The 25,980-nt window shown below is 71.5% G+C and carries 21 protein-coding genes and 1 riboswitch; of the genes, 12 read left to right on the plus strand and 9 right to left on the minus strand.

The features are described from left to right. Positions 1-14 precede the first annotated feature (14 nt). Positions 15-1,271 carry a citrate synthase family protein gene (locus ACZ56E_RS14605; protein WP_471214240.1) on the minus strand — a complete coding sequence of 419 codons (1,257 nt, stop codon included), beginning with the start codon at positions 1,269-1,271 and terminating at the stop codon, positions 15-17. Positions 1,272-1,391: 120 nt separating this feature from the next. Here ACZ56E_RS14605 and ACZ56E_RS14610 point away from each other — a divergent pair, with 120 nt between their 5' ends. Then, a complete protein-coding gene (locus ACZ56E_RS14610) occupies positions 1,392-2,570 on the plus strand; it encodes a citrate synthase/methylcitrate synthase (RefSeq protein ID WP_471214242.1) in 1,179 nt (392 codons plus the stop codon). A gap of 16 nt (positions 2,571-2,586) precedes the next feature. Here the strand turns inward: ACZ56E_RS14610 and ACZ56E_RS14615 are convergent, their stop codons facing one another. Continuing rightward, positions 2,587-2,826, minus strand: a complete 240-nt coding sequence (locus ACZ56E_RS14615; protein WP_468602805.1) for a hypothetical protein — start codon at positions 2,824-2,826, stop codon at positions 2,587-2,589. 263 nt (positions 2,827-3,089) lie between these two features. Then, the gene (locus ACZ56E_RS14620) at positions 3,090-3,644 is read right to left on the minus strand and encodes a DUF6082 family protein (protein WP_468602803.1); all 555 of its coding nucleotides are present in this window, start codon (positions 3,642-3,644) and stop codon (positions 3,090-3,092) included. A 340-nt stretch (positions 3,645-3,984) separates the two neighbouring features. Here ACZ56E_RS14620 and ACZ56E_RS14625 point away from each other — a divergent pair, with 340 nt between their 5' ends. Continuing rightward, positions 3,985-5,049 (plus strand): CobW family GTP-binding protein, encoded by a 1,065-nt coding sequence (locus ACZ56E_RS14625; RefSeq protein ID WP_471214245.1) that lies wholly within the window; start codon positions 3,985-3,987, stop codon positions 5,047-5,049. A gap of 25 nt (positions 5,050-5,074) precedes the next feature. Here the strand turns inward: ACZ56E_RS14625 and ACZ56E_RS14630 are convergent, their stop codons facing one another. Continuing rightward, entirely contained in the window at positions 5,075-7,528 is a 2,454-nt protein-coding gene (locus ACZ56E_RS14630) for a DNA gyrase/topoisomerase IV subunit A (RefSeq protein WP_471214247.1), read from the minus strand. Positions 7,529-7,741: 213 nt separating this feature from the next. On the opposite strand from ACZ56E_RS14630, the gene ACZ56E_RS14635 reads away from it, so the two are divergent. The 4 genes from ACZ56E_RS14635 (at position 7,742) to ACZ56E_RS14650 (ending at position 12,569) form a co-directional block, all read left to right on the plus strand. After that, positions 7,742-9,097, plus strand: coding sequence for a M16 family metallopeptidase (locus ACZ56E_RS14635; RefSeq protein WP_471214249.1), 1,356 nt, complete (start codon positions 7,742-7,744; stop codon positions 9,095-9,097). Beyond that, positions 9,094-10,479 (plus strand): M16 family metallopeptidase, encoded by a 1,386-nt coding sequence (locus ACZ56E_RS14640; RefSeq protein ID WP_471214251.1) that lies wholly within the window; start codon positions 9,094-9,096, stop codon positions 10,477-10,479. The genes ACZ56E_RS14635 and ACZ56E_RS14640 overlap by 4 nt, the downstream gene beginning before the upstream one ends. A gap of 206 nt (positions 10,480-10,685) precedes the next feature. After that, positions 10,686-10,848, plus strand: a riboswitch (cyclic di-AMP (ydaO/yuaA leader). Positions 10,849-10,860: 12 nt separating this feature from the next. After that, positions 10,861-11,664, plus strand: a complete 804-nt coding sequence (locus ACZ56E_RS14645; protein ID WP_471214252.1) for a M23 family metallopeptidase — start codon at positions 10,861-10,863, stop codon at positions 11,662-11,664. A gap of 218 nt (positions 11,665-11,882) precedes the next feature. After that, positions 11,883-12,569 (plus strand): GntR family transcriptional regulator, encoded by a 687-nt coding sequence (locus ACZ56E_RS14650; protein WP_471214253.1) that lies wholly within the window; start codon positions 11,883-11,885, stop codon positions 12,567-12,569. Between the two features lie 125 nt (positions 12,570-12,694). Here ACZ56E_RS14650 and ACZ56E_RS14655 read toward each other — a convergent pair whose 3' ends face one another. After that, the gene (locus tag ACZ56E_RS14655) at positions 12,695-12,976 is read right to left on the minus strand and encodes an HPr family phosphocarrier protein (protein WP_362992734.1); all 282 of its coding nucleotides are present in this window, start codon (positions 12,974-12,976) and stop codon (positions 12,695-12,697) included. 155 nt (positions 12,977-13,131) lie between these two features. On the opposite strand from ACZ56E_RS14655, the gene ACZ56E_RS14660 reads away from it, so the two are divergent. The 4 genes from ACZ56E_RS14660 to ACZ56E_RS14675 are packed head-to-tail and all read left to right on the plus strand — an operon-like array spanning position 13,132 to position 18,575. Then, a complete protein-coding gene (locus tag ACZ56E_RS14660; protein WP_471214254.1) occupies positions 13,132-16,020 on the plus strand; it encodes a bifunctional acetate--CoA ligase family protein/GNAT family N-acetyltransferase in 2,889 nt (962 codons plus the stop codon). 47 nt (positions 16,021-16,067) lie between these two features. Continuing rightward, on the plus strand, positions 16,068-16,655 hold the full coding sequence (locus ACZ56E_RS14665; protein WP_468602787.1) for a DUF5998 family protein: 588 nt from the start codon (positions 16,068-16,070) through the stop codon (positions 16,653-16,655). Beyond that, positions 16,655-17,842, plus strand: coding sequence for an alkaline phosphatase family protein (locus ACZ56E_RS14670; protein WP_468602785.1), 1,188 nt, complete (start codon positions 16,655-16,657; stop codon positions 17,840-17,842). Before ACZ56E_RS14665 ends, ACZ56E_RS14670 begins: the two co-directional genes overlap by 1 nt. 52 nt (positions 17,843-17,894) lie before the next feature. Beyond that, a complete protein-coding gene (locus ACZ56E_RS14675) occupies positions 17,895-18,575 on the plus strand; it encodes a thymidine kinase (RefSeq protein ID WP_468602783.1) in 681 nt (226 codons plus the stop codon). Here ACZ56E_RS14675 and ACZ56E_RS14680 read toward each other — a convergent pair. Further along, positions 18,558-19,283: a VOC family protein gene (locus tag ACZ56E_RS14680; RefSeq protein WP_471214256.1), complete on the minus strand. Its 726-nt coding sequence runs from the start codon at positions 19,281-19,283 to the stop codon at positions 18,558-18,560. The genes ACZ56E_RS14675 and ACZ56E_RS14680 overlap by 18 nt on opposite strands. Positions 19,284-19,743: 460 nt before the next feature. Here ACZ56E_RS14680 and ACZ56E_RS14685 point away from each other — a divergent pair, with 460 nt between their 5' ends. Further along, the gene (locus ACZ56E_RS14685) at positions 19,744-20,571 is read left to right on the plus strand and encodes a sulfurtransferase (protein ID WP_471214258.1); all 828 of its coding nucleotides are present in this window, start codon (positions 19,744-19,746) and stop codon (positions 20,569-20,571) included. 53 nt (positions 20,572-20,624) lie between these two features. Here ACZ56E_RS14685 and sepH read toward each other — a convergent pair whose 3' ends face one another. Next, on the minus strand, positions 20,625-21,725 hold the full coding sequence (gene sepH, locus ACZ56E_RS14690; RefSeq protein WP_471214259.1) for a septation protein SepH: 1,101 nt from the start codon (positions 21,723-21,725) through the stop codon (positions 20,625-20,627). A 481-nt stretch (positions 21,726-22,206) separates the two neighbouring features. Between sepH and ACZ56E_RS14695 the strand changes: the two genes are divergently transcribed. Next, positions 22,207-23,430: a hypothetical protein gene (locus ACZ56E_RS14695; protein WP_471214260.1), complete on the plus strand. Its 1,224-nt coding sequence runs from the start codon at positions 22,207-22,209 to the stop codon at positions 23,428-23,430. A gap of 9 nt (positions 23,431-23,439) precedes the next feature. On the opposite strand, the gene ACZ56E_RS14700 is transcribed toward ACZ56E_RS14695, so the two are convergent. Beyond that, the gene (locus ACZ56E_RS14700) at positions 23,440-24,765 is read right to left on the minus strand and encodes a D-arabinono-1,4-lactone oxidase (protein WP_471214262.1); all 1,326 of its coding nucleotides are present in this window, start codon (positions 24,763-24,765) and stop codon (positions 23,440-23,442) included. Continuing rightward, positions 24,719-25,963 (minus strand): MFS transporter, encoded by a 1,245-nt coding sequence (locus ACZ56E_RS14705; RefSeq protein ID WP_471214264.1) that lies wholly within the window; start codon positions 25,961-25,963, stop codon positions 24,719-24,721. Before ACZ56E_RS14705 ends, ACZ56E_RS14700 begins: the two co-directional genes overlap by 47 nt. Between the last annotated feature and the right edge of the window lie 17 nt (positions 25,964-25,980).

Consider the following 25,980-nt stretch of genomic DNA (forward strand, 5'->3'; position numbering starts at 1 on the left):
TCACGTAGGCCGATTCACCCCTCCGGGGAGGGCATCGGCCGGGGCGGACGCAGGCCCACGTACTGGCCGCTGGGGCGCATGCGCAGCGGTCGTTCCTCGTACTCCTCCAGGGCGTGCGCGATCCAGCCCGCCGTGCGCGCCACCGCGAAGATCGTCTCGCCCGCTGCTGCCGGCATGCCCGAGGAGACCGTGAAGACGGCGAGCGCCAGGTCGACATTGGCCCGCAGATCGGTGTGGCGGGCGGTGGTGGCCACCACGTCGCGGGCCGCGGCGAGGGCGGGCCCTGCCTTCGGCATCACCTCCAGGAGGGCGAACAGCGCCTGCGCGCGCGGGTCCTCACCGGGGTAGAGGCGGTGGCCTAGGCCGGGGACGCGGCGGCCCGCACGGAGTTCGTCGGCGACGACGGGGCCGGCGCTGCCCCGGTCGAGCACGTCGAGCAGCATGCGGTGGGCGAGGCCGCTCGCCGCGCCGTGCAGGGGGCCTTCCAGGACGCCGAGCCCCGCCGACACCGCGGCGTAGGGGTGGGCGCGCGCCGAGGCGGCGACCCTGACGGCGAGCGTCGAAGCGGCCAGGTCGTGGTCGACGAGCAGCGCGAGTGCCGTGTCCAGTGCGTGCAGTGCGGCCTCGTGGGGCTTGCCGCCGGTCAGCCGTGCCCACAGGCGGCGGGCCAGGGGGCCCTCGTCGCGGTGGCCGGACAGGACCGGGGGCAGCGCGGCCACGAGGGTGGGGATCAGCGTGCGCGCGGTCCCGATGACGGCCTCTTCGGAGAGGTCGAAGCGGAGCGGGTCGGCGGCCGCGGCGGAGATGGCGGCGACGCGGAGCCGGTCGGTGGGTCCGCTGTGCTCGGGCAGCGCGTTGACGGCGCGACGGGCCGCGGTGACGGTCTCCTTCGGGGCGGTGAAGCTGACGCCGGGCCGCAGGACACCGGTCCACAGCCACTCGGCGACCTCTTCGTAGGAGTGGTTCAGAGCGAGCTCCGCGGCGTCGACACCGCGGAAGTAGTAGCGGTCCTTGTCGATGAGCGTGATGCGGGTGCGCACGGAGAGTTCGTTGCCCGTGGTCGGCGTCGCGGGGTCCCGTCTGTTCCTGCGCGCCAGCGCCTCGACCTCCCCGGCGTCGAACGTGCTGCCCCGGGATCCCGGGCCGCGGCGGCTGCTGAGCAGGCCGCGGCTCACGTACGCGTACACGGTCTCGGGCTTCACGCCGAGCAGCTCGGCGGCTTCCTTGGTGCTGAGCCGCCGACCTTCGTGCGTGGCTCCTTGATCCGTCATAGGCGTCACCGTATCCGCATCCCGACATCTGTATGCGTACATTGATCCAATCAATATTGACAGAGTTTCAGTCAAGCATGGACAGTCGAATCAAGTCCAGGGAGGAAGTCGAGGAACAACATGCCGATCAATGGCTCCGCCGCCACCCCCACCGATCCTGTGGAGGTCCCACGAGGACTCGCGGGTGTCGTCGTCACCGAGACCGAAGTCGGAGACGTCAGGGGGTACGAGGGCTTCTACCACTACCGCCAGTACTCGGCCGTCGAGCTCGCGCAGAGCCGCAGCTTCGAGGACGTATGGCACCTGATGGTCCACGGCGAGCTGCCGGACGCCGGCCAGAGCGTCGCCTTCGCCGCACACACGGCGTCGCTGCGCCACCTGCCCGCGGAGGTGAGCGCCGCGCTGCCCGCCGTGGCACGTGCGAGCGTGCTGTCGGGTCCGCTCTCCGGACTCCGCACCGCCCTGTCGCTCTTCGGGGCGTCGAAGGGCTTCCGCCCGGTGTACGACATCGACGACGACCGGCGCCGCGCGGACACCCTGGCCGCGTCCGCCGTCGTACCGACACTGCTCACCGCGTTGTACCGGCTCGGCCAGGGCCTCGACCCCGTCGAGCCCCGCGACGACCTGTCGTACGCCGCCAACTACCTCTACATGCTCACCGGTTCGGAACCGGACGCCACCCGCGCCCGAGCCATCGAGCAGTACTTGATCTCAACGATTGACCACGGCTTCAACGCGTCCACGTTCACCGCCCGGGTCATCACCTCGACCGGCGCCGATGTGGCGGCCTGCCTGGTGGGTGCGGTCGGTGCGCTGTCGGGCCCGCTGCACGGCGGTGCGCCGAGCCGCGCCCTCGACACCCTCGACGCGATCGGCACACGCGACCGCATCGACGGCTGGATCCGTGAGCGCGTGCTGGCCGGAGATCGCATCATGGGCTTCGGTCACCCCGTCTACCGCACGGAGGACCCGCGCTCGCGCATGCTGCGGGGCATCGCCCAGCAGTTCGGCGGCGAGATGGTCGAGTTCGCGGTCGAGGTCGAACGGCACGTCGAGGCGATCCTGGCGGAACTGAAACCGGGGCGCGAACTGCACACGAACGTGGAGTTCTACGCGGGCGTGGTCATGGAGCTGTGCGGGCTGCCCCGCGAGATGTTCACGCCCACGTTCGCCTCGGCACGCGTGGTCGGCTGGAGCGCCAACATCCTGGAACAGGCCCGCGACTCAAAAATCATCCGGCCTGCGGCACGGTATGTGGGGGTGGCTCCTCCGGTGCCGGCGCCGGCACCGGAGGAGTAAGGCGCAGGACCGACTGTCAGACGTCGGGGATCTCGGCCTTGGCCCGGATGAGCGTCTCGCGGGAGATCGTGACGATGCGTTCGTAGTCGGCTCGCGAGGCGTCGGCAGGGAGACCGGCATCCAGTGTGGCTGTGACGTCGGTGCCGATCACAGCGAAACTTCCGTCGGACAGCTCGAAGATGTCGGGGCAGTTCTGGCCTGTCGCGCAGCCTCGCGCACGAGGAGACGCCCCGATCCGACGGATGATCTGGCTCAATGTTGTTTCCCTTTGATCTCGCGGCCGACGCGTCTTGCCGCGCCGTGAGACCCGGGTCGGAAGGGCTCGCAGACAAACGGGTGGAACACCGGCGCTCTTGTGGTGGTGAAGTCCCGCGCGGATGAACGCGCGTGAAGCTGCGTTCACCGTCTGGCACTGCAAAACGCACAGTGCCAAATTTGGTTACGCGCAGTGTTCGCGACACGAGCGGGACGTCCGCGTTCCCCCAGGTGGGCTCAGGAAGGTGGGTTCAGGAGGTGGACTCAGGCGGGATCGGTCGGCGGTGGCTCGCCCACGACCCACCAATCGTCGATGTCCGCCTCCTCCAGCTGCCGTAGGAGGTCGTCGACCAACAGGCCCAGTTGGGCTTCTTCCGTGGCGCTGTCCAGCGTCGCCCGGTGGGGCTGCGTCGCGTGCCAGTACTCCCGGACGATCGGGTTCTGGAGCATGCCGCGGGCGTAACCGTAGAACTGCTCCCGGGTGAAGTTCCCGAGGCGGTAGTTGAGCACCATGTTGGTGTACATGGCGTTGGCGTAGAGGTACTGCCGTTGCCGCTTGGCGGAGACGCCCTCTCCATAGGCGTCGAGGACCTCGGCGAGGTCGGCGTCGTCCATGGCCTTGCTCAGCAACTCCCAGTGGAGCCGCTGCTGGCAGGTCAGATTCGTGTGGCGCTGAGTCCGCGCCGACCGTTCCAAGCACTTGAGACGCTCGTCGAGCGCGTCGAAGGCGCGTCGCTGCGCGGCCGAGGTGGCGGCGGCGCCCGCGGCGATGCCAAGCCCTGCTGTGACAACGCAGCGCAGCATTTCTGCCGCGTGCATCTTTGTGAACATGTCAACCCCCGATTCGGGCGACCGTCCGCCGGTCGTCGGGTGCGGGTCGACGGGGAGCGGACCGGCGAGCGGTGGGCGGTGCGCTTGCCGTCTCCCAGAGTGCCGAGCGGCTCTGATCGGCGGGGAGGTGGCACGGCGGCGCACGGGGAGCAGAAGCGGTCGCGCATCCCGGCGCCGTGTCTGACGTGTGCCCCGCGAGCGCCGCTAACAATCGTTCACTTCGCGGCCCGGCCACGCGCGCCTATCCTTGGCCGGTCTTCATTCGTCGTACGGGAGCCGACGCGGGATCCGTCGCGGTCCGTACCAGCGTCGACACGAGAGGTCCGCGTTGAACAAGCAGCAGATTCCGGTCGTCGTCCTCGCCGGCTTCCTGGGCTCGGGCAAGACCACCCTGCTCAACCATCTGCTGCACCGCAGCGGCGGCAGCCGGATCGGGGCGATCGTCAACGACTTCGGTTCGATCGAGATCGACGCCATGTCGGTCGCGGGCCAGCTCGGCGACTCGACCGTCTCCCTCGGCAACGGATGTCTGTGCTGTGCCGTGGACGCCAGTGAGCTCGACGAGTACCTGGAGCGGCTCGCCCGGCCCGCCGCCGGCATCGACGTCATCGTCATCGAGGCGAGCGGGCTCGCCGAGCCGCAGGAGCTCGTGAAGATGCTGCTCGCCAGCGAGAACCCGCACATCGTCTACGGAGGGCTCGTCGAGGTCGTCGACGCGGCCGAGTTCGACGCCACCAGGGAGCGGCACCCCGAGGTGGACCGGCACCTGGGCATCGCCGACCTCGTCGTGGTCAACAAAACCGACCGGGTGCCCGCGGAGGAGCGTGAGCGCGTCCTCGATCTCGTCCGCGGGCTCGCGGGGCGCGCGGCCGTCGTCGCCGCCTCCTACGGTCGCGTCGACGTCGAGCTGTTCTTCGACCGCGCGCCGGTGGGGGAGCGGGTCGGGCAGCTCTCCTTCGACGATCTGCATGACCATGAAGCAGACGGTGAGGACCATGAAGGCGGGCATCACGAACACCTGCACTCCGCCTACGAAAGCCTCGCCTTCACCTCGGACGTGCCCATGGGGCCGCGCCCCTTGATGGCCCTGCTCGACAGCCGTCCCGAAGGGCTCTACCGCATCAAGGGGTACGTCGATTTCGGCCCGGCCGACCCGCGCAACCGGTACGAGGTGCACGCCGTGGGGCGGTTCCTCCGCTTCTACCCGGAGCCGTGGGCTCCGGACGAGCCGCGGCTGACCCAGCTCGTGCTCATCGGGTCACACATCGACGTACCGGCCCTGGAGAAGGAGCTGGAGGGGTGTCGCGAATACGCCCCACAGGCTGACGAGCGGGGCATGTGGGGCGTACTGCGGTACGTGCAGGAACCGGACGAGCCGGGCGAGCCGGCGTAGCCGCCGCGGCTACACCGGCCCGTAGCTACACCGGTCCCGCCACCGCCGTCACCGGCTTGCCGAGCGAGACGCCCGAGCCGTCGCGGCGCGGGTCGATCTCCGGCAGTTCCGCCGGTGAGCCGTTGCGCTGGGCCGCGCGCGGCGGCGTGGGGCCCGCCCAGGCGAAGCTCAGGCAGTCCTCGCCCTTCAGGAACCGCTGGACGCGCACGCCGCCCGTGGCGCGCCCCTTGCGCGGGTACTGGTCGAACGGCGTGAGCTTGGCCGTCGTCTGCACCGAGTCGTCGAGCGTGCCGCGCGAGCCCGCCACCGTGAAGACCACGGCGTCCACCGCCGGGTCCACCGCCGCGAAGGAGATGACCTTCGCGCCGTCGGCGAGCTTGATGCCCGTCATACCGCCCGCGGGGCGGCCCTGCGGGCGGACCTGGGAGGCCTGGTAACGGAGGAGCTGGGCGTCGTCCGTGACGAAGACCAGGTCCTCCTCGCCGGTGCGCAGCTCGGCCGCGCCGACGATCCGGTCACCGTCCTTGAGGGTGATGACCTCCAGCTCTTCCTTGTTGGACGGATAGTCGGGGACCACGCGCTTGACGACGCCCTGCTCGGTGCCGAGCGCGAGGCCCGGCGAGGACTCGTCGAGCGTCATCAGGCAGATCAGCTTCTCGTCCTTCTCCAGGGTGAGCAGCTCCGCGACGGGTGCTCCTCCGGAGAGGTTGGGCGCGCTCGCCGTCTCCGGCAGCTGGGGAAGGTCCACTACGGAGAGGCGCAACAACCGCCCCTGGGAGGTGACCGCACCCACCTCGCCGCGCGCCGTCGCCGGCACCGCCGAGACGATCACGTCGTGCTTGACGCGCTTGGTGTCGCCGTCGGCGAAGGGGTCGCCGTTGGCCGTGCGGGCCAGGAGGCCCGTCGACGACAGGAGCACCCGGCACGGGTCGTCCGCCACCTGGAGGGAGACCGTGGCGGCCGGGGAGCCGGCCGACTCCAGGAGCACGGTGCGCCGGTCGGTGCCGAACTTCTTGGCGACGGCGGCCAGTTCGGAGGAGACCAGCTTGCGGAGCTCCGCGTCCGAGTCGAGGATGCCGGTCAGCTCGTCGATCTCGCCGTTGAGCTTGTCGCGCTCGGACTCCAGCTCGATGCGGTCGTATTTGGTCAGGCGGCGCAGCGGCGTGTCCAGGATGTACTGCGTCTGGATGTCGCTGAGCGAGAAGCGCTCGATCAGGCGCTCCTTGGCCTGCGCGGAGTTGTCACTGGAGCGGATGAGGCGGATGACCTCGTCGATGTCCAGGAGAGCGACCAGGAGGCCCTCGACCAGGTGCAGGCGGTCGCGCTTCTTGCCGCGGCGGAACTCGCTGCGGCGGCGCACCACGGTGAACCGGTGGTCGAGATAGACCTCGAGGAGCTCCTTGAGGCCGAGGGTGAGCGGCTGGCCGTCCACCAGCGCCACATTGTTGATGCCGAAGGACTCCTCCATCGGCGTCAGTTTGTAGAGCTGTTCCAGGACGGCCTCGGGGACGAAGCCGTTCTTGATCTCGATGACCAGGCGCAGGCCGTGCGCGCGGTCGGTGAGGTCCTTGACGTCGGCGATGCCCTGGAGCTTCTTCGAGCCGACCAGGTCCTTGATCTTGGAGATGACCTTCTCGGGGCCGACCGTGAAGGGCAGTTCGGTGACGACGAGGCCCTTGCGGCGCGCCGTCACGTTCTCCACGGAGACCGTCGCGCGGGTCTTGAAGGTGCCGCGGCCCGTGTCGTACGCGTCCTTGATGCCGTTGAGCCCGACGATCCGGCCGCCTGTGGGCAGGTCGGGGCCCGGCACGTACTTCATCAGCGTCTCGAGGTCGGCGCCCGGGTGCTTGATCAGGTGGCGGGCGGCGGCGATGACCTCGCCGAGGTTGTGCGGCGGCATGTTCGTCGCCATGCCGACCGCGATGCCCGACGCGCCGTTGACCAGGAGGTTCGGATACGCCGCCGGGAGGGCGGAGGGCTCCATCTCCTGGCCGTCGTAGTTCGGCTCGAAGTCGACGGTGTTCTCGTCGATCGACTCCGTCATCAGGGAGGTGGCGTCGGCCATCTTGCACTCGGTGTACCGCATGGCGGCCGGCGGGTCGTCGTTGCCGAGCGAGCCGAAGTTGCCGTGGCCGTCCACCAGGGGGAGGCGCATCGAGAAGGGCTGGGCCATGCGGACCAGCGCGTCGTAGATCGACGCGTCTCCGTGCGGGTGCAACTTACCCATGACCTCGCCGACGACGCGGGCGCACTTCACGTAGCCGCGGTCGGGGCGCAGGCCCATCTCGTTCATCTGGTAGACGATTCTGCGGTGCACCGGCTTCATGCCGTCGCGGGCGTCCGGCAGGGCGCGGGAGTAGATGACCGAATACGCGTACTCGAGGAAGGAGCCCTGCATCTCGTCGACTACGTCGATGTCGAGGATCTTCTCCTCGTACGTGTCGTCGGGCGGCGGGGTCTTCGTGCTGCGGCGGGCCATCGCTGCTGCGGCTCCTTCACCAAGCAAGTGCGGGTTCTGACGCCGACCATTGTGGACTGTCCCACTGACAACGCCGACCACGACCCGTGCACCGGCGGTGTCACGCGCGACTACGCCGAGGGCGGACCGGGAACTTCGTCAGGTGTCCACACGCTTGCATACAGTGGCAGGACTGGCAGAACCAGCAATGTTTTAGCGATCGAAGGGACGTACATGCCCATGGGTCACACGGCCACAGCCGAGGCCGGCTCCGGCGGCCTGACAGCGACCGAGCACCGGCTGGCCAACGGCCTGCGCGTGGTGCTCTCCGAGGACCACCTGACCCCCGTCGCCGCGGTCTGCCTCTGGTACGACGTCGGCTCGCGCCACGAGGTCAAGGGGCGAACCGGCCTCGCGCACCTCTTCGAGCACCTCATGTTCCAGGGCTCGAAGCAGGTGCACGGCAATGGCCACTTCGAGCTGGTCCAGGGCGCGGGCGGCTCGCTCAACGGCACGACGAGCTTCGAGCGCACCAACTATTTCGAGACGATGCCCACCCACCAGTTGGAGCTCGCCCTCTGGCTCGAGGCCGACCGGATGGGCTCGCTGCTCTCCGCCCTCGACGAGGAGTCCATGGAGAACCAGCGCGACGTCGTCAAGAACGAGCGCCGCCAGCGCTACGACAACGTCCCGTACGGCACGGCCTTCGAAAAGCTGACCGCGCTCTCGTACCCGGAGGGCCATCCGTACCACCACACGCCGATCGGCTCCATGGCCGACCTGGACGCGGCCACCCTGGAGGACGCGCGCGCGTTCTTCCGCACGTACTACGCGCCCAACAACGCCGTCCTCTCGGTCGTCGGCGACATCGACCCGGAGCAGACGCTCGCCTGGGTCGAGAAGTACTTCGGGTCGATCCCCGGGCACGACGGCAAGCAGCCGCCGCGCGACGGATCCCTGCCCGAGCGCATCGGCGAGGAGCTGCGCGAGGTCGTCGAGGAGGACGTCCCGGCCCGCGCCCTGATGGCCGCCTACCGCCTCCCGGAGGACGGCACGCGCGCGTGCGACGCGGCCGACATCGCCCTCACCGTCCTCGGCAGCGGCGAGTCCTCCCGGCTCTACAACCGCCTCGTGCGCCGGGACCGCACCGCGGTCGCCGCGGGCTTCGGCCTGCTGCGCCTCGCCGGAGCGCCCTCGCTCGGCTGGCTGGACGTGAAGACGTCGGGTGACGTCGAAGTGCCCGTGATCGAAACGGCCGTCGACGAGGAACTGGCCCGCTTCGCCGCCGAGGGCCCCACTCCGGAGGAGATGGAGCGCGCCCAGGCGCAGTTGGAGCGCGAGTGGCTCGACCGGCTCGGCACGGTCGCCGGACGCGCCGACGAACTCTGCCGGTACGCCGTCCTGTTCGGCGACCCGCAGCTCGCCCTCACCGCCGTCCAGCGCGTCCTCGACGTCACGGCGGAAGAGGTTCAGGAGGTCGCCAAGGCCCGCCTGCGCCCGGACAACCGCGCCGTGCTCGTGTACGAACCCGTGACCGCCGCCGACGAGGGCGCAGAGGCCGCCGAGGAAGAAGAGGAGGCGGCGAAGTGACCGAGGCCGCGACGATGCAGTTCCACCCCCAGCCCCAGGCAGGACCGGCCAGGCCCTGGGCCTTCCCGGCGCCCGCGCGCGGCACCCTGCCCAACGGCCTCACCGTGCTGCGCTGCGACCGCCCCGGTCAGCAGGTCGTCGCCGTCGAGATCAACCTCGAAGCGCCCCTGGACGCCGAGCCCGAGGGCCTCGACGGCGTCGCCACGATCATGGCGAGGGCCTTCAACGAAGGCACCGACAAGCACTCCGCCGAGGAGTTCGCCGCCGAGCTCGACCGCTGCGGCGCCACGCTCGACGCGCACGCCGACCACCCGGGCGTGCGGGTCTCCCTCGAGGTCCCGGTCTCCCGGCTCCCGAAGGCGCTCGGCCTGCTCGCCGACGCCCTGCGGGCCCCCGCCTTCGCGGACAGCGAGATCGAGCGGCTCGTCCGCAACCGCCTGGACGAGATCCCGCACGAGGCCGCCAACCCGGCGCGGCGCGCCGCCAAGGAGCTCTCCAAGGAGCTCTTCCCCGTGACCTCGCGCATGTCGCGCCCCCGCCAGGGCACCGAGGAGACGGTCGCGGCCATCGACTCGGCGGCGGTGCGCGCCTTCTACGAGAAGCACGTCCGCCCCGCCACGGCCACCCTCGTCGTGGTCGGCGACCTGACGGGGACCGACCTGGACGCCGTCCTCGCGGACACGGTCGGCGCCTGGACGGGCTCCCCGGGCGAGCCGCGCCCGGTGCCGCCGGTGACCGCCGACGACCGCGGCCGCGTCGTCATCGTGGACCGCCCCGGAGCGGTCCAGACGCAGCTGCTGATCGGCCGCATCGGGGCCGACCGGCACGACCGCGTCTGGCCGGCCCAGGTCCTCGGCACGTACTGCCTGGGCGGCACCCTCACCTCGCGTCTCGACCGTGTCCTGCGCGAGGAGAAGGGATACACCTACGGCGTACGGGCGTTCAGCCAGGTCCTGCGCTCGGCGCCGGACGGCTCGGGCGCCGCGATGCTCGCCATCAGCGGCTCCGTGGACACCCCGAACACGGGACCGGCGCTGGAGGACCTGTGGCAGGTCCTGCGCGTCCTCGCCGCCGAGGGCCTCACGGACGCCGAGCGCGACGTGGCCGTGCAGAACCTCGTGGGCGTCGCCCCGCTGAAGTACGAGATGGCGGCCTCCGTGGCGGCCACCCTCGCCGACCAGGTCGAGCAGAACCTGCCGGACGACTTCCAGGCGCAGCTGTACCGGCAGCTGGCCGCCACCGGCACCGTGGAGGCCACCGCCGCCGTCGTGAACGCCTTCCCGGCGGACCGGCTGGTGACGATCCTGGTCGGGGACGCCGCGCAGATCGAGGAGCCCGTCAGGGCGCTCGGCATCGGTGAAGTGAGTGTCGTCACGGGCTGAGTGACGGCTGAGTCACAGTCAGGACATATCGGGACCCCGGTGACCGCTTCAGGCGCCGGGGTCCCCATATGTCCGAATTCATATGGTGGTTGCCTGTCTGCCGTGTGGCGTGCGCTACAAAAGACGACTTCTGTTTGTCGATTGAAGTCGGCGCGTTTAGCGTCGACCCGGCTGTTCGTCGCGCAGTACGCCGCATCCGCGGCACCGGACAGTCATCGCCGAGTCCCCGTACGGCGCGAGCCAGGGGAGCCGGGGACCCACATGTCCCCTGGGGTGAATCGGGCACCTTGCCGCGAGGTGAGGGATCCGTAGGAGACCTTCCTGCTCCGAACCCGTCAGCTAACCCGGTAGGCGAGAAGGAAGGAAAGGATCACCCGCCACATGGCGTTCACCCGTGCCACCGGGAAGCACCGTCGTCCGAGCCGCCTCACGCGTACCACCGCGAACGTCGCCGGTGTCGCGGCGCTCACCACCACCGGTGTCATCGGCGGCCTCGCCGCCCCGGCGCTCGCCGCCCCCGACGAAGCCGCCATGGAGCACACCGGCCTCACCCAGGCGATATCCGTCGGCGACTCGCTCGCCGCGAGCATCGACGCGCAGGCCGCGGCGCAGCAGCAGGCCGCCGACGACGCGGCCGCCGCCAAGCAGGCCGAAGAGGCCGCCATGAAGAAGGCCGCCGAGGAGAAGCGCAAGGCCGACGCCGAGGCGAAGGCGAAGGCCAAGAAGGAGCGCGAGGCCAAGGAGCGCGCCGCCCGCGAGGCCGAGCGCAAGCGCCTGAACACCTACGTCTCCCCGATCAGCGGCTCGTACGTCTCCACGGGCTACCAGACCGGTGGCGCCATGTGGTCCTCCGGCAGCCACACCGGCGTCGACTTCCACGCAGCGTCCGGCACCCCGGTCCACGCGGTCGGCTCCGGCACCGTCGTCGAGGCCGGCTGGGGCGGTGCCTACGGCAACAACGTGGTCATCAAGATGAACGACGGCACGTACACCCAGTACGGCCACATGTCGTCCCTCGGCGTCACCGTGGGTCAGACGGTCACCCCGGGCCAGCAGATCGGCCTCTCCGGTTCCACCGGCAACTCCAGCGGCCCGCACCTCCACTTCGAGGCCCGCACCGGCGCGGAGTACGGCTCGGACATCGACCCGGTCGCGTACCTCCGCTCGCACGGTGTCAACGTCTGACGGACGCCCCCCCGCACAGCTCCGAAAGCCCCGGCTCGCCCAGAGCCGGGGCTTTCGCGTTGCCCTCGCGCCGCCCATGGCCCTGGCCCGTTCCGCTCTTGGCCAAAAGATATCCATGGATTCCGGCCCGCCGTCGGAAATTCCGGTGCTCTGCAATAGAGTCACTGAATGAGCGTCGGTCGACCGCGTTTCGCGGGGATTAAGGCGGAGGTCCGATCATGCGCGTGCCCGCGCACTCGGTATGCACGGCCATTCGGGACGATATTGTCGCCGGTGTCCACGAAAGGGGCGGCCGGCTCACCGAGGAACTCCTCGCGCGCCGCTACGGCGTCTCCCGGGTGCCCGTGCGCGAGGCCCTGCGCACGCTGGAGGCCGAGGGCTTCGTCGTCACCCGCAGGCACGCGGGCGCCTGCGTCGCCGAGCCCACCGAGCAGGAGGCCGCCGACCTCCTTGAGGTCAGGACGCTGCTCGAGCCGCTCGCCGCGGCGCGCGCCGCGCAGCGCCGCACGGACGCGCACCTGAAGGTGTTGCGCGGGCTCGTCAGGCTGGGCCAGGAGCGCTCCAGGGGCGGCCTGGGAGAGGATCTGCGCTCCCTGGGCGGCTGGTTCCACGAGACGCTCGCCCAGGCCTCCGGAAGCCCCGGCCTCAGCGCGCTGCTCACCCAGCTCCGGCACAAGATCGCCTGGATGTACGTCGTGGAGACCCCGGCGGCGCCCGGCGAATCCTGGTCGGAGCACGCCGCGATCCTCGACGCGGTCGCCCGCAAGGACCCGGAGCGGGCCAAGGCGCTCACCGCCGCGCACGCCGAACGGGCCGCGGCCGCCCACCGATTGCGCCCCGCACGCAGGGCCGCCCGTGTGAGCGATTCGCAACATGCCGTAAACACAGTGAGCCTCCGGAATTAACGGAGGCTCCGTATATTCCGTATACAAGAAGAAAGCTATTTCTTCGAATGGATACGCCCGCATACGTCGATGGGGTCGCCCGGGAATTCCGGGCGACCCCATCCACGTAATGCGGGAAACGTGTCCTAGACCGTCTCCGGAAGCTCCTCGAGCCCCTCCGAGACCAGCTTCGCCAGGCGGTCGAGAGCGGCGTCGGCACCCTCGGCGTCGGAGGCGAGCACGATCTCCTCGCCGCCCTGGGCGCCCAGACCGAGCACCGCGAGCATCGAGCCGGCGTTGACGGGGTTGCCGCCGGCCTTGGCGATCGTCACGGGGACGCCGGCGGCCGTGGCCGCACGGACGAAGATGGAGGCGGGTCGGGCGTGAAGGCCCTCGGCCCAGCCGACGTTGACGCGGCGCTCAGCCATGTGTTGCTGCCCTTCCAGGTGTCTCACACTTGTCTAGACCAGTGTCTCATGCCGTCACGGGTGCTCCGCCGGACCCGCGTCCGGGGCCCCGGCCGCCCTCGACCCGTCCCAGCTTGCCCCGGCCCCGACGGCCGCGCGACCCGTACCCTGGCCCCATGCAGACCCCGTCGGATCAGCAGACTCGGCACGACTACCCCTCCCACTGGGAAGCCGATGTGGTGCTGCGCGACGGAGGCACCGCCCGGATCAGGCCCATCACGGCCGAGGACGCGGACCGCCTGGTCAGCTTCTACGAACAGGTCTCGGACGAGTCGAAGTACTACCGCTTCTTCGCGCCCTACCCACGGCTGTCCGCCAAGGACGTGCACCGCTTCACCCACCACGACCAGGTGGACCGGGTGGGCCTCGCGGCCACGGTGGGCGGCGAGTTCATCGCCACCGTGCGCTACGACCGCATCGACGAGCGCGGCATGGCCGCCAGCGCGCCCGCGGACGAGGCCGAGGTCGCCTTCCTCGTGCAGGACGCCCACCAGGGCCGCGGCGTCGCCTCCACGCTCCTGGAGCACATCGCGGCCGTCGCCAGGGAGCGCGGCATCCGGCGCTTCGCCGCCGAGGTGCTGCCCGCCAACACCAAGATGATCAAGGTGTTCACGGACGCGGGCTACCAGCAGAAGCGCAGCTTCGAGGACGGCGTCGTACGCCTGGAGTTCGACCTGGAGCCGACCGCCCGCTCGCTCGCCGTGCAGCGCGCCCGCGAACAGCGCGCCGAGGGACGGTCCGTGCAGCGCCTCCTCACCCCCGGCTCGGTCGCGGTGATCGGCGTGGGCCGGGCCCCCGGCGGCGTCGGCCGCAGCGTGCTGGCCAACCTCCGGGAGTCCGGCTTCACCGGACGCCTGTACGCGGTGAACAGCGCCTTCGAAGAGGAGCCCGAGGGGGCCCGCGTCGACGGGGTGCCCGCGCACCGCTCCGTAGCGGCCATCGAGGAGCCCGTGGACCTCGCGGTGATCGCCGTGCCCGCCGAGCGCGTCCCCCAGGCCGTAGCCGAGTGCGGTGAGCGCGGCGTGCGCGGCCTCGTGGTGCTCTCCGCGGGCTACGGAGAGAGCGGCCCACTCGGCCGCGAGCGGCAGCGCGAACTGGTGCGCCAGGCCCGGTCCTACGGCATGCGCATCATCGGCCCGAACGCCTTCGGCGTCATCAACACCTCTCCGGAGACACGGCTCAACGCCTCACTCGCCCCGCAGTCACCCGCGCGCGGGCGGATCGGCCTGTTCACCCAGTCCGGCGCGATCGGGATCGCCCTGCTGTCCGGACTGCACCGGCGGGGCGCGGGCCTCTCCACGTTCGTCGGATCCGGCAACCGCGCGGACGTGTCGGGCAACGACCTGCTCCAGTACTGGTTCGAGGACCCGGACACCGATGTCACGCTGATGTACCTGGAGACCATCGGCAACCCGCGCAAGTTCACGCGCCTCGCGCGGCGTTCGGCCACCGCCAAGCCCCTCGTCGTCGTCCAGGGCGCCCGGCACAGCGGCATCACGCCGACCGGCCACGCCGTGCAGGCCACCCGCCTGCCGCACGCCACCGTCTCGGCACTGCTGCGCCAGGCGGGCGTCATCCGCGTCGACACCGTCACGGAGATGGTCGACGCGGGGCTGCTGCTCGCCGGGCAGCCACTGCCCTCCGGACCCCGCGTGGGCATCCTCGGGAACTCCGAGTCCCTCGGCCTCCTCACGTACGACGCCTGCGTCGCCGACGGACTGCGGCCGCTGCCGCCCTGCGACCTCACGACGGCGGCGACCCCGGCCGACTTCCGTGCCGCGCTCGCCGACGCACTGTCGGACGACGGCTGCGACGCGGTGATCGTCAACGCGATCCCCTGGGTGGGCGAGGACGGGGCAGCCACCGATCCCGAGACGCTGGCCACGGAGTTGCGGGCCGCCGCCGCGGGCTGCCCCGCGAAGCCCGTCGCCGTGGTCCACGTCGAGCTCGGCGGGCTCGCCGAGGCGCTGGCCGCCGCCGCAAGCACCCGTCCCGACGCCCCAGCGCCGCCCACCAGCCGGCCGCCCACCGAGAAAGCCGCACCGGACACATCCGAAGCACCGGACGCATCCGACGCACCGGACACCGCGGACGCCCCGGACACCCCGGAGGAGCCGCCACCCGCTTCCGAGCAGTACCGCATCCCCGCCTACCCTGCCGCCGAGCGGGCCGTCCGTGCCCTCTCCGAAGCCGTCAAGTACGCGCAGTGGCGGCGCGAGGCCGCCGAGCCGGGGCGGGTGCCGGAGTACGACGACATCGACGAGAGCGGGGCCGCCGACCGCATCGCGGAGCTGCTCGCCGAGGACGGCGACCCGCGCGGACTCACCCTCGCCCCGGCCGACGCCCACGAACTGCTCGGGCGCTACGGCATCCGCGTACGACAGTCCCTGCCCGCCCCAGGTCCCGACGCGGCGACGGAGGCCGCGCGCACCCTCGGCTATCCCGTCGCCCTGAAGACCACGGCCCCGCACCTGCGGCACCGCGCCGACCTCGGCGGGGTGCGCCTCGACCTTGCCGACGAGGAGCAACTGCGCCGGGCGTACCAGGAGTTGACGGACGCCTTCGGCAGCCCCGCCGAGCTGCGTCCCGTCGTGCAGGGCATGGTGCCGCGCGGCGTGGACACCGTCGTGCGCGCGGTCATCGACCCGGCCGCCGGAGCGGTGCTCTCGTTCGGCCTCGCGGGCGCCGCCTCCGAACTGCTCGGCGACACCGCCCACCGCCTCGTCCCGGTCACCGACCGCGAGGCGGGCTCCATGGTCAGGTCCATCCGGACCGCGCCGCTCCTGTTCGGCTGGCGGGGCTCCGCGCCCGTGGACACCCCGGCACTCGAAGAACTGCTCCAGCGGGTCTCCCGGCTCGTCGACGACCACCCCGAAGTGGTCACCGTCTCCCTGGAGCCCGTGGTCGTCGCCCAGCGGGGCCTGTCCGTGCTCGACGCCTCGGTGCGGCTCGCGCCTCCGCCCGCCCGCGACGACCTCGGCCCGCGCACCCTTCCCGGGTACTGAGGCCGCGGGGCACCGTGCGCCCCGCGCCGGGCCGTAGGATGGACGGCATGGCAAAGACCGGTACGACGACCCAGGGGCTGCGCGCGGCGATCGAGCGCAGCGGCTACTACCCGGCCCTCGTGGCCGAGGCGGTGGAGGCCGCGATCGGCGGCGAGGCCATCGGGTCGTACCTGGTCCACCAGGAGACCACGTTCGACGCCAACGAAGTGCGCAGGCACGTCACCGTCCTCGTCCTGACCGGCACGCGCTTCATCGTCAGCCACACCGACGAGCAGGCGGCGGACAGCACGTCCCCCGCGCCGTACGCGACGACCTCCACCGAGTCGGTCAAGATCGGCCGCATCTCCTCGGTCGTGGTCAGCCGCGTCGTCGCCAACCCCGAGAAGTACGTTCCGGGAACCCCGCCCCGCGAGGTCGTCCTGACCATCGGCTGGGGCGCCGTGGCGCGCCTCGACCTGGAGCCCGCGGCCTGCGGCGACCCGAACTGCGAGGCGGACCACGGGTACACGGGCAGCTCGACGGCCGACGACCTCAGCCTGCGCGTCAGCGAGGCGGGCGACGGCCCCGACGCCGTGCGGCAGACCCTCGCCTTCGCCCAGGCCCTGTCCGAGGCGACCGCGGACACCGCCCGCTGATGTCGCTGCCCGCCTGGGACGACGTGCAACCGCTCGCCCTCGACACCGCCCCCGTGCCCGCGTACGGCGCCGGCTCGCTGGCCGACCTGCTGCCGACGCTCGTCGCCCATCAAGGCGTCGACGGCTTCACGCCCGTCATCCCCGAACTCGCCCCGGCCGACCGGAACTGCGTCTTCCTGATCGACGGCCTCGGCTGGGAGCAGCTCAGGGCGCACCCGGACGAGGCACCCTTCCTGACCTCGCTGCTGCAGAGCTCGCGCGGCGGCACCGGGCGGCCCGTCACCGCGGGCTTCCCCGCCACCACCGCGACCTCGCTCGCCTCGGTCGGCACCGGCCTGCCGCCCGGCGCGCACGGCCTGCCCGGCTACACCGTCCGCGATCCCGCGACCGGCGAGCTGATGAACCAGCTCCGCTGGAATCCATGGACCGACCCGCACGCGTGGCAGCCGTACCCCACCGTCTTCCAGCGGGCCCACGACGCCGGTGTGCACACCGCGCAGGTCTCCTCGCCGACCTTCGAGCACACCCCGCTCACCAAGGTCGCCCTGAGCGGCGGCTCCTTCCGGGGCAGGGTCTCCGGAGAGGACCGCATGGACCTCGCCGCGGAGCAACTGGCCGCCGGGGACCGCTCATTGGTCTACACGTACTACGCGGAAGTGGACGGCAAGGGCCACCGCTTCGGTGTCGACTCCGACGCCTGGCGCGGCCAGCTCATGTACGTCGACCGGTTGGTCCAGCGCCTCGCCGAGCAGCTGCCCCCGCGCAGCGCCTTGTACGTCACCGCGGACCACGGCATGCTCGACATCCCCTTCGACGACGAGTCCCGCATCGACTTCGACGCGGACTGGGAGCTGCGCGCCGGCGTCGCCCTCCTCGGCGGCGAAGGGCGCGCCCGGCATGTCTACGCGGTGCCGGGTGCGGAGAACGACGTCCTGACGGTCTGGCGCGAGGTCCTCGGCGAGCAGTTCTGGGTGGCCGGACGTGACGAGGCGATCGCCGCGGGCTGGTTCGGTCCACACATTGATCAACGTGTGTACGGACGCATCGGCGATGTGGTCGCGGCGGCCCACGCGGACGTGGCGATCATTGCCTCCGAGCGTGAGCCCAAGGAGTCCGCCCTTGTCGGTATGCACGGCTCCATGACCCCTGTCGAGCAGCTCGTCCCGCTCCTCGAAGTACGCTCCTGACCGCCCCCTGTCCACCCTCCCTCCCCAAGCCTCGAAAGGTCTTCGACCCCCCATGCCCGAGCTGGTGTTCTTCTCCGGAACGATGGACTGCGGAAAGAGCACGCTGGCTCTGCAGATCGAGCACAACCGCTCAGCACGCGGACTCCAGGGGATGATCTTCACGCGGGACGACCGCGCGGGCGAGGGCAAGCTCTCCTCCCGCCTGGGGCTCGTCACCGACGCGGTCGAGGCCGCGGACGACTTCGACTTCTACGCCCACCTCGTCGACCACCTCTCGCAGGGCGGCCGCGCGGACTACGTGATCGCGGACGAGGCGCAGTTCCTGGCGCCGGACCAGATCGACCAGCTCGCGAGGGTCGTCGACGACCTCGGCCTGGACGTCTTCGCGTTCGGCATCACGACGGACTTCCGCTCCAAGCTCTTCCCCGGCTCGCAGCGCCTGGTCGAACTCGCCGACCGCGTCGAGGTCCTCCAGGTCGAGGCGCTCTGCTGGTGCGGCGCCCGCGCCACGCACAACGCCCGCACCATAGGCGGCGAGATGGTCGTCGAGGGCGCCCAGGTCGTCGTCGGCGACGTCAACCAGTCGGCGGACGAGGTGGGGTACGAGGTGCTGTGCCGCCGCCATCACCGGCGCAGGACGACGGCGGCGACCGCGCGTGCGGGAGCCCTGTCGCCGGACGTGCTGCCGGTCGACACGGCGGCCGCCGCGCCCGACTCAGCCGTCCGTGTGTGAGCGTACGAGAGTGAAGGTCGCGCCGTCCGGGTCGGCGACCGTCGCCATCCGGCCGTAGTTGCCGGCCCAGGCGGGTCTGATGACCTGGCCGCCGAGGTCGACGACCCGCTCCACCGCCTCGTCCACGTCGGCCACTGCGAAGTGCGTCATCCAGTGCGGGCCCCGGTCGCGGGGGAGTGCCTGGCCCACGCCGTGCACGCCCGCCACCGGCCGGTCGTCCACGCACAGCGTCACATAGTCGAAGTCGGCCGAGACGACGGCCTCCACGGTGCAGCCGAAGACGCGCTGGTAGAACTTGACGACGCTCGCCGTCTCCAGCGTCACCAGTTCGTTCCAGGTCGGCGTGCCGGGCCTGCCGATCACCGCGGTGCCCAGGTGGGCCGCCGCCTGCCAGACGCCGAACACGGCGCCCATCGGGTCCGACGCGATGACCAGCCGCCCTGCCTCGCCCGCGTCGAGCGGACCGACGCCGACCGTGCCGCCGCAGTGCCGCACCGCCTCCGCCGTCGCGTCCGCGTCGTCCGTGGCCAGATAGGGCGTCCAGGCGATGGGCAGCTGCCGTCCCGCGGGCAGCTGGCCGATGCCCGCCACCTCCTGGTCGTCGAGCAGGGCCCGCACATACGGGCCGAGCTGCTGCGGGCCCGGCCGGAACTCCCAGGCGAAGAGTGACCCGTAGAACTCCTGGGTCGCGCGCAGGTCATGTGTCATCAGACTCACCCAGCAGGGCGTTCCGGGCTTGTCCCGCAGGCCGGTCCACGCACCGTCCCGCCGGACCTTCCCGAAGGGCTCCGACGAGCTCTGTTCCGACGAGCTCTGTTCAGGGGAGACCCCATTCGCCCGCGCCTCGGTCATCGTCAACCTCTCCTCGGTCTTCGTGCGACCGCTCAGCTTCATTTTCGAATGCGCGTACGATGCCGCGCGGACCCGTGCCCGTGCAGATGCTCGCACCGCCTGCCGCCTCACGCGCCCCGACGGCGCCGCGCTGTCCGGCTTCCCGCGGTAGATGCCCGATTTCCCGCTTCTCATCCGTGAACACGTAACCGTGCGCCGGTGACCATCAACCGAACAGGGTGTGCATGGTTCCGTACGCCCCGTGGTCAGGCGGCATCCGGCGGGCAGGGTAGCCGGACCTTGGCGGGACGGCCACCCCGTGCGCAAGGATGGGGCCATGAACGCCATCATCTCCGCATCCGAACTCGCGAGCGAGCTGGCGGGCGAGAATCCGCCTGTCGTGCTCGACGTCCGCTGGCAGCACGAGGGCTCCCTGCGCTCCGCATACGAGGAGGGGCACATTCCGTCGGCTGTCTTCGTCGATCTGGACGCCGACCTGGCCGGTCCCGCGGGCGCCGGTGGTCGGCACCCGCTGCCCGACGTGGACCGGTTCGGTGCCGTGATGCGGGCGGCCGGGGTCTCCCAGGACCGTGATGTCGTCGTCTACGACGGTGGCCAGAACTGGGCGGCGGCCCGGCTGTGGTGGATGCTGCGCTGGACGGGGCACGCGTCCGTCCGTGTCCTCGACGGCGGCATCGGCTTCTGGACGGGCCCGTTGGAGCAGGGTGCCGGCACGGCTCCGGTCGAAGGGTCCTTCGAGCCGGCCCCCAACAGCAAGGACCTGCTGGACGCGGAGTCCGCCGCGGCCCTGGCGCGCTCGGGTCTCCTCCTGGACGCCCGGGCGGCCGAGCGCTACCGCGGTGAGGTCGAGCCGATCGACCGAGTGGCCGGCCACATCCCGGGCGCGGTCTCGGCGCCGACCACGGAGAACGTCGCGGCGGACGGCCGCTTCAAGTCGGCCGACGAGCTGGCGGACCGCTTCAAGGCGCTCGGCACGTCCGGCACTTCGGAGGTCGGCGTCTACTGCGGCTCGGGCGTCTCGGGCGCCCACGAGGTGCTCGCCCTCGCGGTGGCGGGCATTCCGGCCGCGCTGTACGTCGGCTCGTGGTCGGAGTGGTCGGCCGACCCCTCGCGGCCCGTGGCGACGGGCCCCGACCCGCAGTAGGAAGCGGCCGGTCCCCGCACCCGGAGGGCGCGGGGACCATGGCCGTCCGACGGTTACTCCTGCTTCTTGCGGCGGGTGCCGAAGACGATCTCGTCCCAGCTGGGGACCGCCGCGCGGCGGCCCGGCCGCACCCCGTCGGCCTCGGCCTGGCGGTCCGTGGAGCCGACGAGCCGGTCGCGGTGGCTCGCCACCGAGCGCGGCATGAGGACGTCCGCATAGGCCGCGCCGGCACCGGCGGACGCCGCCGGGGGCTCCTCGGCGTCCGGCTCCAGCTCGGGCTCGTCCTGGGCGGGCGGCGGCAGCTCCGTGGGGGTCGCGGCCGAGGGGCGCTCGGGCACGACCATGTCGCCGCGGAAGCTGGGCACCGCCTCCAGGAGGCTGGTCAGGGAGTCGCGCTCCTGCTCGGCGACCGCGCCACCGGCCCCGGTGCCTTCCTCGGCGGGGTCGGCGGGCGGGGCGGGGATGCTCGGGCGGTCCAGCTGACGGTCCAGGGCGCGGTCGAGCGGCCGGTCCGCGGGCCGGTCCCTGGGGAGGCGCGCGATACGCGGCACGAACGGGAAGCTGGGCTCGGGCGCGGAGATGTCGTCCGTCTCGCCGATCAGCGAGCGCGCCTCGTCGTCCACGGCCTGGACGAGCCGCCGGGGCGGGTCGTACGTCCAGCACGCGGAGTGCGGCTCGGCCGCGACGCGGTAGACGAGGAGGACTTCCCAGGTGCCGTCGTCCCGGCGCCAGGAGTCCCACTGGACGGTGTCCTTGTCGACGCCGCGCAGCATCAGCCGCTCCTGCACGGCCTCGCCGAGCTGGGGGCCGGTGTTCTCACCGGGGCGGCGCACGGGCGTCTTCCTGGCGCGCTCCGCCATGAAGGCGCGCTCGGCGAGCACGGGTCCTTCGAAGCGGCGGACGCGATCGACGGGGATGCCCGCGAGCTGGGCCACTTCTTCGGCGCTGGCACCCGCCCGTATCCGCGCCTGGATGTCGCGCGGTCGGAGGTGGCTCTCCACCTCGATCTCGATCTGGCCGAGTCGGGGCCTGTCGCCGCGGACGGCCGCACGCAGCCGCTCGTCGATCGGAAGCGTGTACTCCGTGCTGTCCGCAGCCTTCAGCACCAGCCGTGTGCCGTCGTTGCTGACGGCCACGACACGCAGTTCGGGCATGGGGACCTCCCGGGTGGTGCCTGCCGACGTCACGTGCGTCGCTGCTTCCGCTAGTCGAGTGTGGCCTGCCCGGGTGCAGCCTGCCACAACCTTGCCGAGTTGCCCGGCGTGTCGGGCAGGGGCCCTGGATCGCCGTTATGGCACGGTTACCATTTTGCAACGCTAAGTGACGACCTTCGCCACCCTGTGCGGCCAGCCCCCCACCCGGCGGTTCTGGAAGGCCCCGGGCACCCTGGCGGGAGACCGGACCCAGGGCTCGCAACAGTACTCCATTCGGGCCACGCGGGTGGACCGCCGCGCCGCCGAAGTTCTCGTGGCGGAAGGGAGTTGGCGGTCGCCCCGCCCTGCCGCGCCCGCGTGCGCGTGGCGCACTTCACGGAAAAGGCAGAAACGGAACTAATCGCTTCGCCCATACGTCCCTGTCTCGTGTAGTCGGCCGAGAAAAGGTTGAGAACAGCGAGAAAGCAGGCAAGGGTCGGAGATGCGTGAAAAGCCGGATTCCGGCAAGGAGTCGAAGGACCAGGAGGAGCCGGAGGAGAAGCGGCGCCTCGATCTGAGCGTGCCGCAGGTGGCGGGCAGCGCCATCGCCGCGGTCGTGGCGGCGAAGCTCGCCTCGAACCTCGGGGTCTACGGGACGATCCTCGGCGCCGGTGTCGTCAGCGCGATCGCGACCTGTGGCGGCACCGTCTTCCAGCACTTCTTCAAGCGTACGGGCGAGCAGATACGTGACGTCACCGTGCAGGCCAAGCCGAGGGCGCGGCAGGTGCCGGTGCCGGCGGCGAAGCAGGTGCCCGAGACGTTCAGAACCGCCCCCTACACGGGCGGAACAGCCGCCTATAAGGGAGCCGTCGGCGCGACGGGCCCCGTGACCACGACATGGGGGAGACCACAGCCGACCGACGCGGGCACCGACGCCAACGTCGACGCCGACGCGACCACGGTGCTGCCCACGGCGGGAGACGCGGATCCCACGACGGTGCTGCCCTCCGTGGCGGCCGGGCTCGAGCCCGACGCGGACAGGACCCAGCTCCTCGACTCGGTGAACCCCGCGGAGTTGGACGCCACGCAGCTGGTGCCCCGGGACGACGCCACGCGCGTACTGCGCGCCACGGGCCAGGACCCGGCGCCCTCCTTCGAACCGCCGCTCCCGTCGGAGGAGTTCACCGAGGGCACCACGCACCGCTCGCAGATCCGCAGCTGGAAGCGGCCGGTGATCGCCGCGGCCGTCGTCTTCGGAGTCGCCATGGCGGGGATCACCACGTACGAAGTGGTCTCCGGGAAGGACCTCAGCGGCGGCAAGGGCACCACGATCGGCAACGGCATCTCGGGCCGCAACTCCTCTCCGGAGAAGCCGTCCACGCCCTCCGTCGAACCCTCCGGGCAGCCCTCGGACAACGGCACTCCGGAGACGGGCGACGGTTCGGGGAAGGACGGCGGCGCCACCCAGGACCCGAACGGGACCGGTACCCCCACCCCGGGCAACGGCACGGGTAACGGCACCGGGAACGGCAATGACTCCGGCTCCAAGGACGACCCGGACACCGGCACCGGCACGGACCCCGACAAGGACCAGGGCAACGACTCCGGAGACGACGGTTCCAAGACGGACCCGACGCCCACGCCGCCCCCGGCGCCCACTCCGTCGAGTGGCACGGGCACCGGCACGGACGACGGCGCCCCGCAGGGCGGGACACCCACTCCGTAGAGCGAGGGTTCAGTCGCCGAGGACCCGCCGCAGGTAGGCGTTGCCGAACAGGCGGTCCGGGTCGAGGCGGTCGCGCAGGGCCGTGAACTCGCCGAAGCGGGGGTACGCCTCGGCGAAGTACCCCGCGTCGCGCGTGTGCACCTTGCCCCAGTGCGGCCGCCCCTCGTGCGCGGTGAAGATCCGCTCGGCGGCCGTGAAGTACGCCTGGTACGGCGTGCCCCGGTACATGTGGACGGCGATGTAGGCGCTCTCCCGGCCCGAGGCCGTGGAGAGCGCCATGTCGTCCGCGGGTGCCGTGCGGACCTCCACGGGGAAGCTGATCCGCAGCCGCGAGCGCTCGATCATCGCCCGCAGCTCGCGCAGGGCGGGGACGAGGGCTTCGCGCGGGACGGCGTACTCCATCTCCATGAAGCGCACGCGGCGCGGGCTGGTGAAGACCTTGTAGGGGATGTCCGTGTACGTACGCGCGGAGAGCGCCTTGCTGGAGATCCTGGCGATGCCGGGGATGGCCGCGGGGACGGCGCGGCCGAGGGAATTGACCACCTGGAAGAGGCCGTTGGAGAGCAGTTCGTCCTCTACGAAGGCGCTGATCCTGCCGGGCGGCTCCGCCGGCCCTGGGCTGCGGTTGTTGCGCTTGGTGGTGCAGTTGCCGGTGTGCGGGAACCAGTAGAACTCGAAGTGCTCGTTCTCGGTGACGAGCGCGTCGAAGTCATCGGTGACCCTGTCGAAGGTCATCGGCTCCTCGCGGGCCGTGAGGAAGAAGATCGGCTCCACGGCGAAGGTGATCGCGGTGATCACGCCGAGCGCGCCGAGTCCGACCCGGGCCGCGGCGAAGACCTCGGGGTTCTCCTCGGCGGAGCAGGTCAGGACCGTGCCGTCCGCGGTGACCAGTTCAAGTGCCGTGATCTGGGCGGCGATCGAGGCCGAGTCGCGGCCCGTGCCGTGCGTGCCGGTGCTGACGGCTCCGGACACGGTCTGCTCCATGATGTCGCCCATGTTCGTGAGCGACAGGCCCTCGCGGGCCAGCGCCGCGTTCAGGCGCTTCAGCGGGGTGCCCGCCCCGACGGTGACCGTCCCCGCCGCACGGTCGATGCCGCGGATGCCCGTGAGCAGGTCGGGGCGTATGAGGACGCCGTCGGTCACGGCGGCCGCCGTGAAGGAGTGCCCGGAGCCGACCGGCTTCACCTTGAGGCCGTCCTCCTTGGCCCGGCGCAGGGCGGCGGACAGTTCGCCGACCGACGCGGGGGTGACCTCCCGGGCCGGTCGTGCGGTGACGTTGCCCGCCCAGTTACGCCACGTCGCTGTGCTCTTCCCGCTGCCCGTGCCCGTGCTCATGGGTCCCTCCCTGTTGCGGCACCGGCCTCTTCAGCCGGCGGTACCCGAGGAACCCGACCGCGACCGCGACGGCTCCGGAGACCCCCGGCACCGCATACCCCGCCTCCGGACCCGCGGCGTCGATGACCCAGCCGGCCGCGGAGGAGCCGAGCGCGACGCCCACCGCGAGTCCTGTGCTCACCCACGTCATGCCCTCGGTCAGTTTCGCGCGTGGTACGTGCTGCTCGACGAGGGCCATCGTCGTGATCATTGTCGGTGCGATGGAGAGGCCCGCTACGAACAACGCCACGGCCAGCAACGGAAGGTTCCCGACCAGTTGAAGCGGGATCATACTCACGGCCATCGCACAGACACCCAGCAGCCACCGGGGGGCGGGCGCCCCCTTGAAGTGCAGCAGCCCGAAGGCCGCGCCGGCCAGACAGGAGCCGAGCGCGTAGACGGCGAGGACCAGGCTCGCCGCGGACTTGTGGCCCTGGTCCTCCGCGTACGCCACGGTGACCACGTCGATCGACCCGAAGATCGCGCCGGTCGCGACGAAGGTGAGGACGAGCACCTGCAGGCCCACGGAGCGCAGCGCCGACTCCTTGGTGTGGTGCTCGCGCGGGTGCGGCACCGGTTCGGTGGCCCGCTGGGCGGTCAGCCAGAAGACGCCGACGGCGAGGAAGGCGCCGGCGAGCAGCGGTCCCGCCTCGGGGAACCACACCGTGGACAGGCCGATCGAGATGATCGGTCCGAAGATGAAGCAGACCTCGTCCACCACCGACTCGAACGAGTACGCGGTGTGGAGCTGCGGAGTGCCGCGGTACAGGACGGCCCAGCGCGACCGGATCATCGAGCCCACGCTCGGCACGCAGCCGACCAGCGCGGCGAAGACGAACAGCGTCCAGTCGGGCGCCTCGAACTTCGCGCAGAGCAGCAACCCGGCGACGGCGGCCAGGGACACCAGCGTCGCGGGCCGCAGCACGCGGCGCTGGCCGTGCCGGTCCACCAGCCGGGAGATCTGCGGCCCGATCGCCGCGGCGGACAGCGCGACGGTCGCCGACAGGGCGCCCGCGAGGCCGTACCGCCCGGTCAGCTGGGACACCATGGTCACGATGCCGATGCCCATCATCGACAGCGGCATGCGGCCGAGGAACCCGGCGCTGGAGAAGGCCTTGGTGCCGGGGGCGGCGAAGAGGGCGCGGTAGGGGCTGGGCACGTGGGACTCCGCTGAGG

The organism is Streptomyces sp. NPDC039480, from assembly GCF_055597165.1.

Coding starts and splice junctions, on each gene's coding strand:
- ACZ56E_RS14650 (WP_471214253.1), top strand. CDS start 11,883: ATGCGCGTGCCCGCGCACTCGGTATGCACGGCCATTCGGGACGATATT.
- sepH (WP_471214259.1), bottom strand. CDS start 21,725: ATGCCCGAACTGCGTGTCGTGGCCGTCAGCAACGACGGCACACGGCTG.
- ACZ56E_RS14695 (WP_471214260.1), top strand. CDS start 22,207: ATGCGTGAAAAGCCGGATTCCGGCAAGGAGTCGAAGGACCAGGAGGAG.
- ACZ56E_RS14665 (WP_468602787.1), top strand. CDS start 16,068: ATGGCAAAGACCGGTACGACGACCCAGGGGCTGCGCGCGGCGATCGAG.
- ACZ56E_RS14605 (WP_471214240.1), bottom strand. CDS start 1,271: ATGACGGATCAAGGAGCCACGCACGAAGGTCGGCGGCTCAGCACCAAG.
- ACZ56E_RS14660 (WP_471214254.1), top strand. CDS start 13,132: ATGCAGACCCCGTCGGATCAGCAGACTCGGCACGACTACCCCTCCCAC.
- ACZ56E_RS14610 (WP_471214242.1), top strand. CDS start 1,392: ATGCCGATCAATGGCTCCGCCGCCACCCCCACCGATCCTGTGGAGGTC.
- ACZ56E_RS14700 (WP_471214262.1), bottom strand. CDS start 24,765: ATGAGCACGGGCACGGGCAGCGGGAAGAGCACAGCGACGTGGCGTAAC.
- ACZ56E_RS14680 (WP_471214256.1), bottom strand. CDS start 19,283: ATGACACATGACCTGCGCGCGACCCAGGAGTTCTACGGGTCACTCTTC.
- ACZ56E_RS14675 (WP_468602783.1), top strand. CDS start 17,895: ATGCCCGAGCTGGTGTTCTTCTCCGGAACGATGGACTGCGGAAAGAGC.
- ACZ56E_RS14645 (WP_471214252.1), top strand. CDS start 10,861: ATGGCGTTCACCCGTGCCACCGGGAAGCACCGTCGTCCGAGCCGCCTC.
- ACZ56E_RS14620 (WP_468602803.1), bottom strand. CDS start 3,644: ATGCACGCGGCAGAAATGCTGCGCTGCGTTGTCACAGCAGGGCTTGGC.
- ACZ56E_RS14655 (WP_362992734.1), bottom strand. CDS start 12,976: ATGGCTGAGCGCCGCGTCAACGTCGGCTGGGCCGAGGGCCTTCACGCC.
- ACZ56E_RS14635 (WP_471214249.1), top strand. CDS start 7,742: ATGCCCATGGGTCACACGGCCACAGCCGAGGCCGGCTCCGGCGGCCTG.
- ACZ56E_RS14685 (WP_471214258.1), top strand. CDS start 19,744: ATGAACGCCATCATCTCCGCATCCGAACTCGCGAGCGAGCTGGCGGGC.
- ACZ56E_RS14670 (WP_468602785.1), top strand. CDS start 16,655: ATGTCGCTGCCCGCCTGGGACGACGTGCAACCGCTCGCCCTCGACACC.
- ACZ56E_RS14630 (WP_471214247.1), bottom strand. CDS start 7,528: ATGGCCCGCCGCAGCACGAAGACCCCGCCGCCCGACGACACGTACGAG.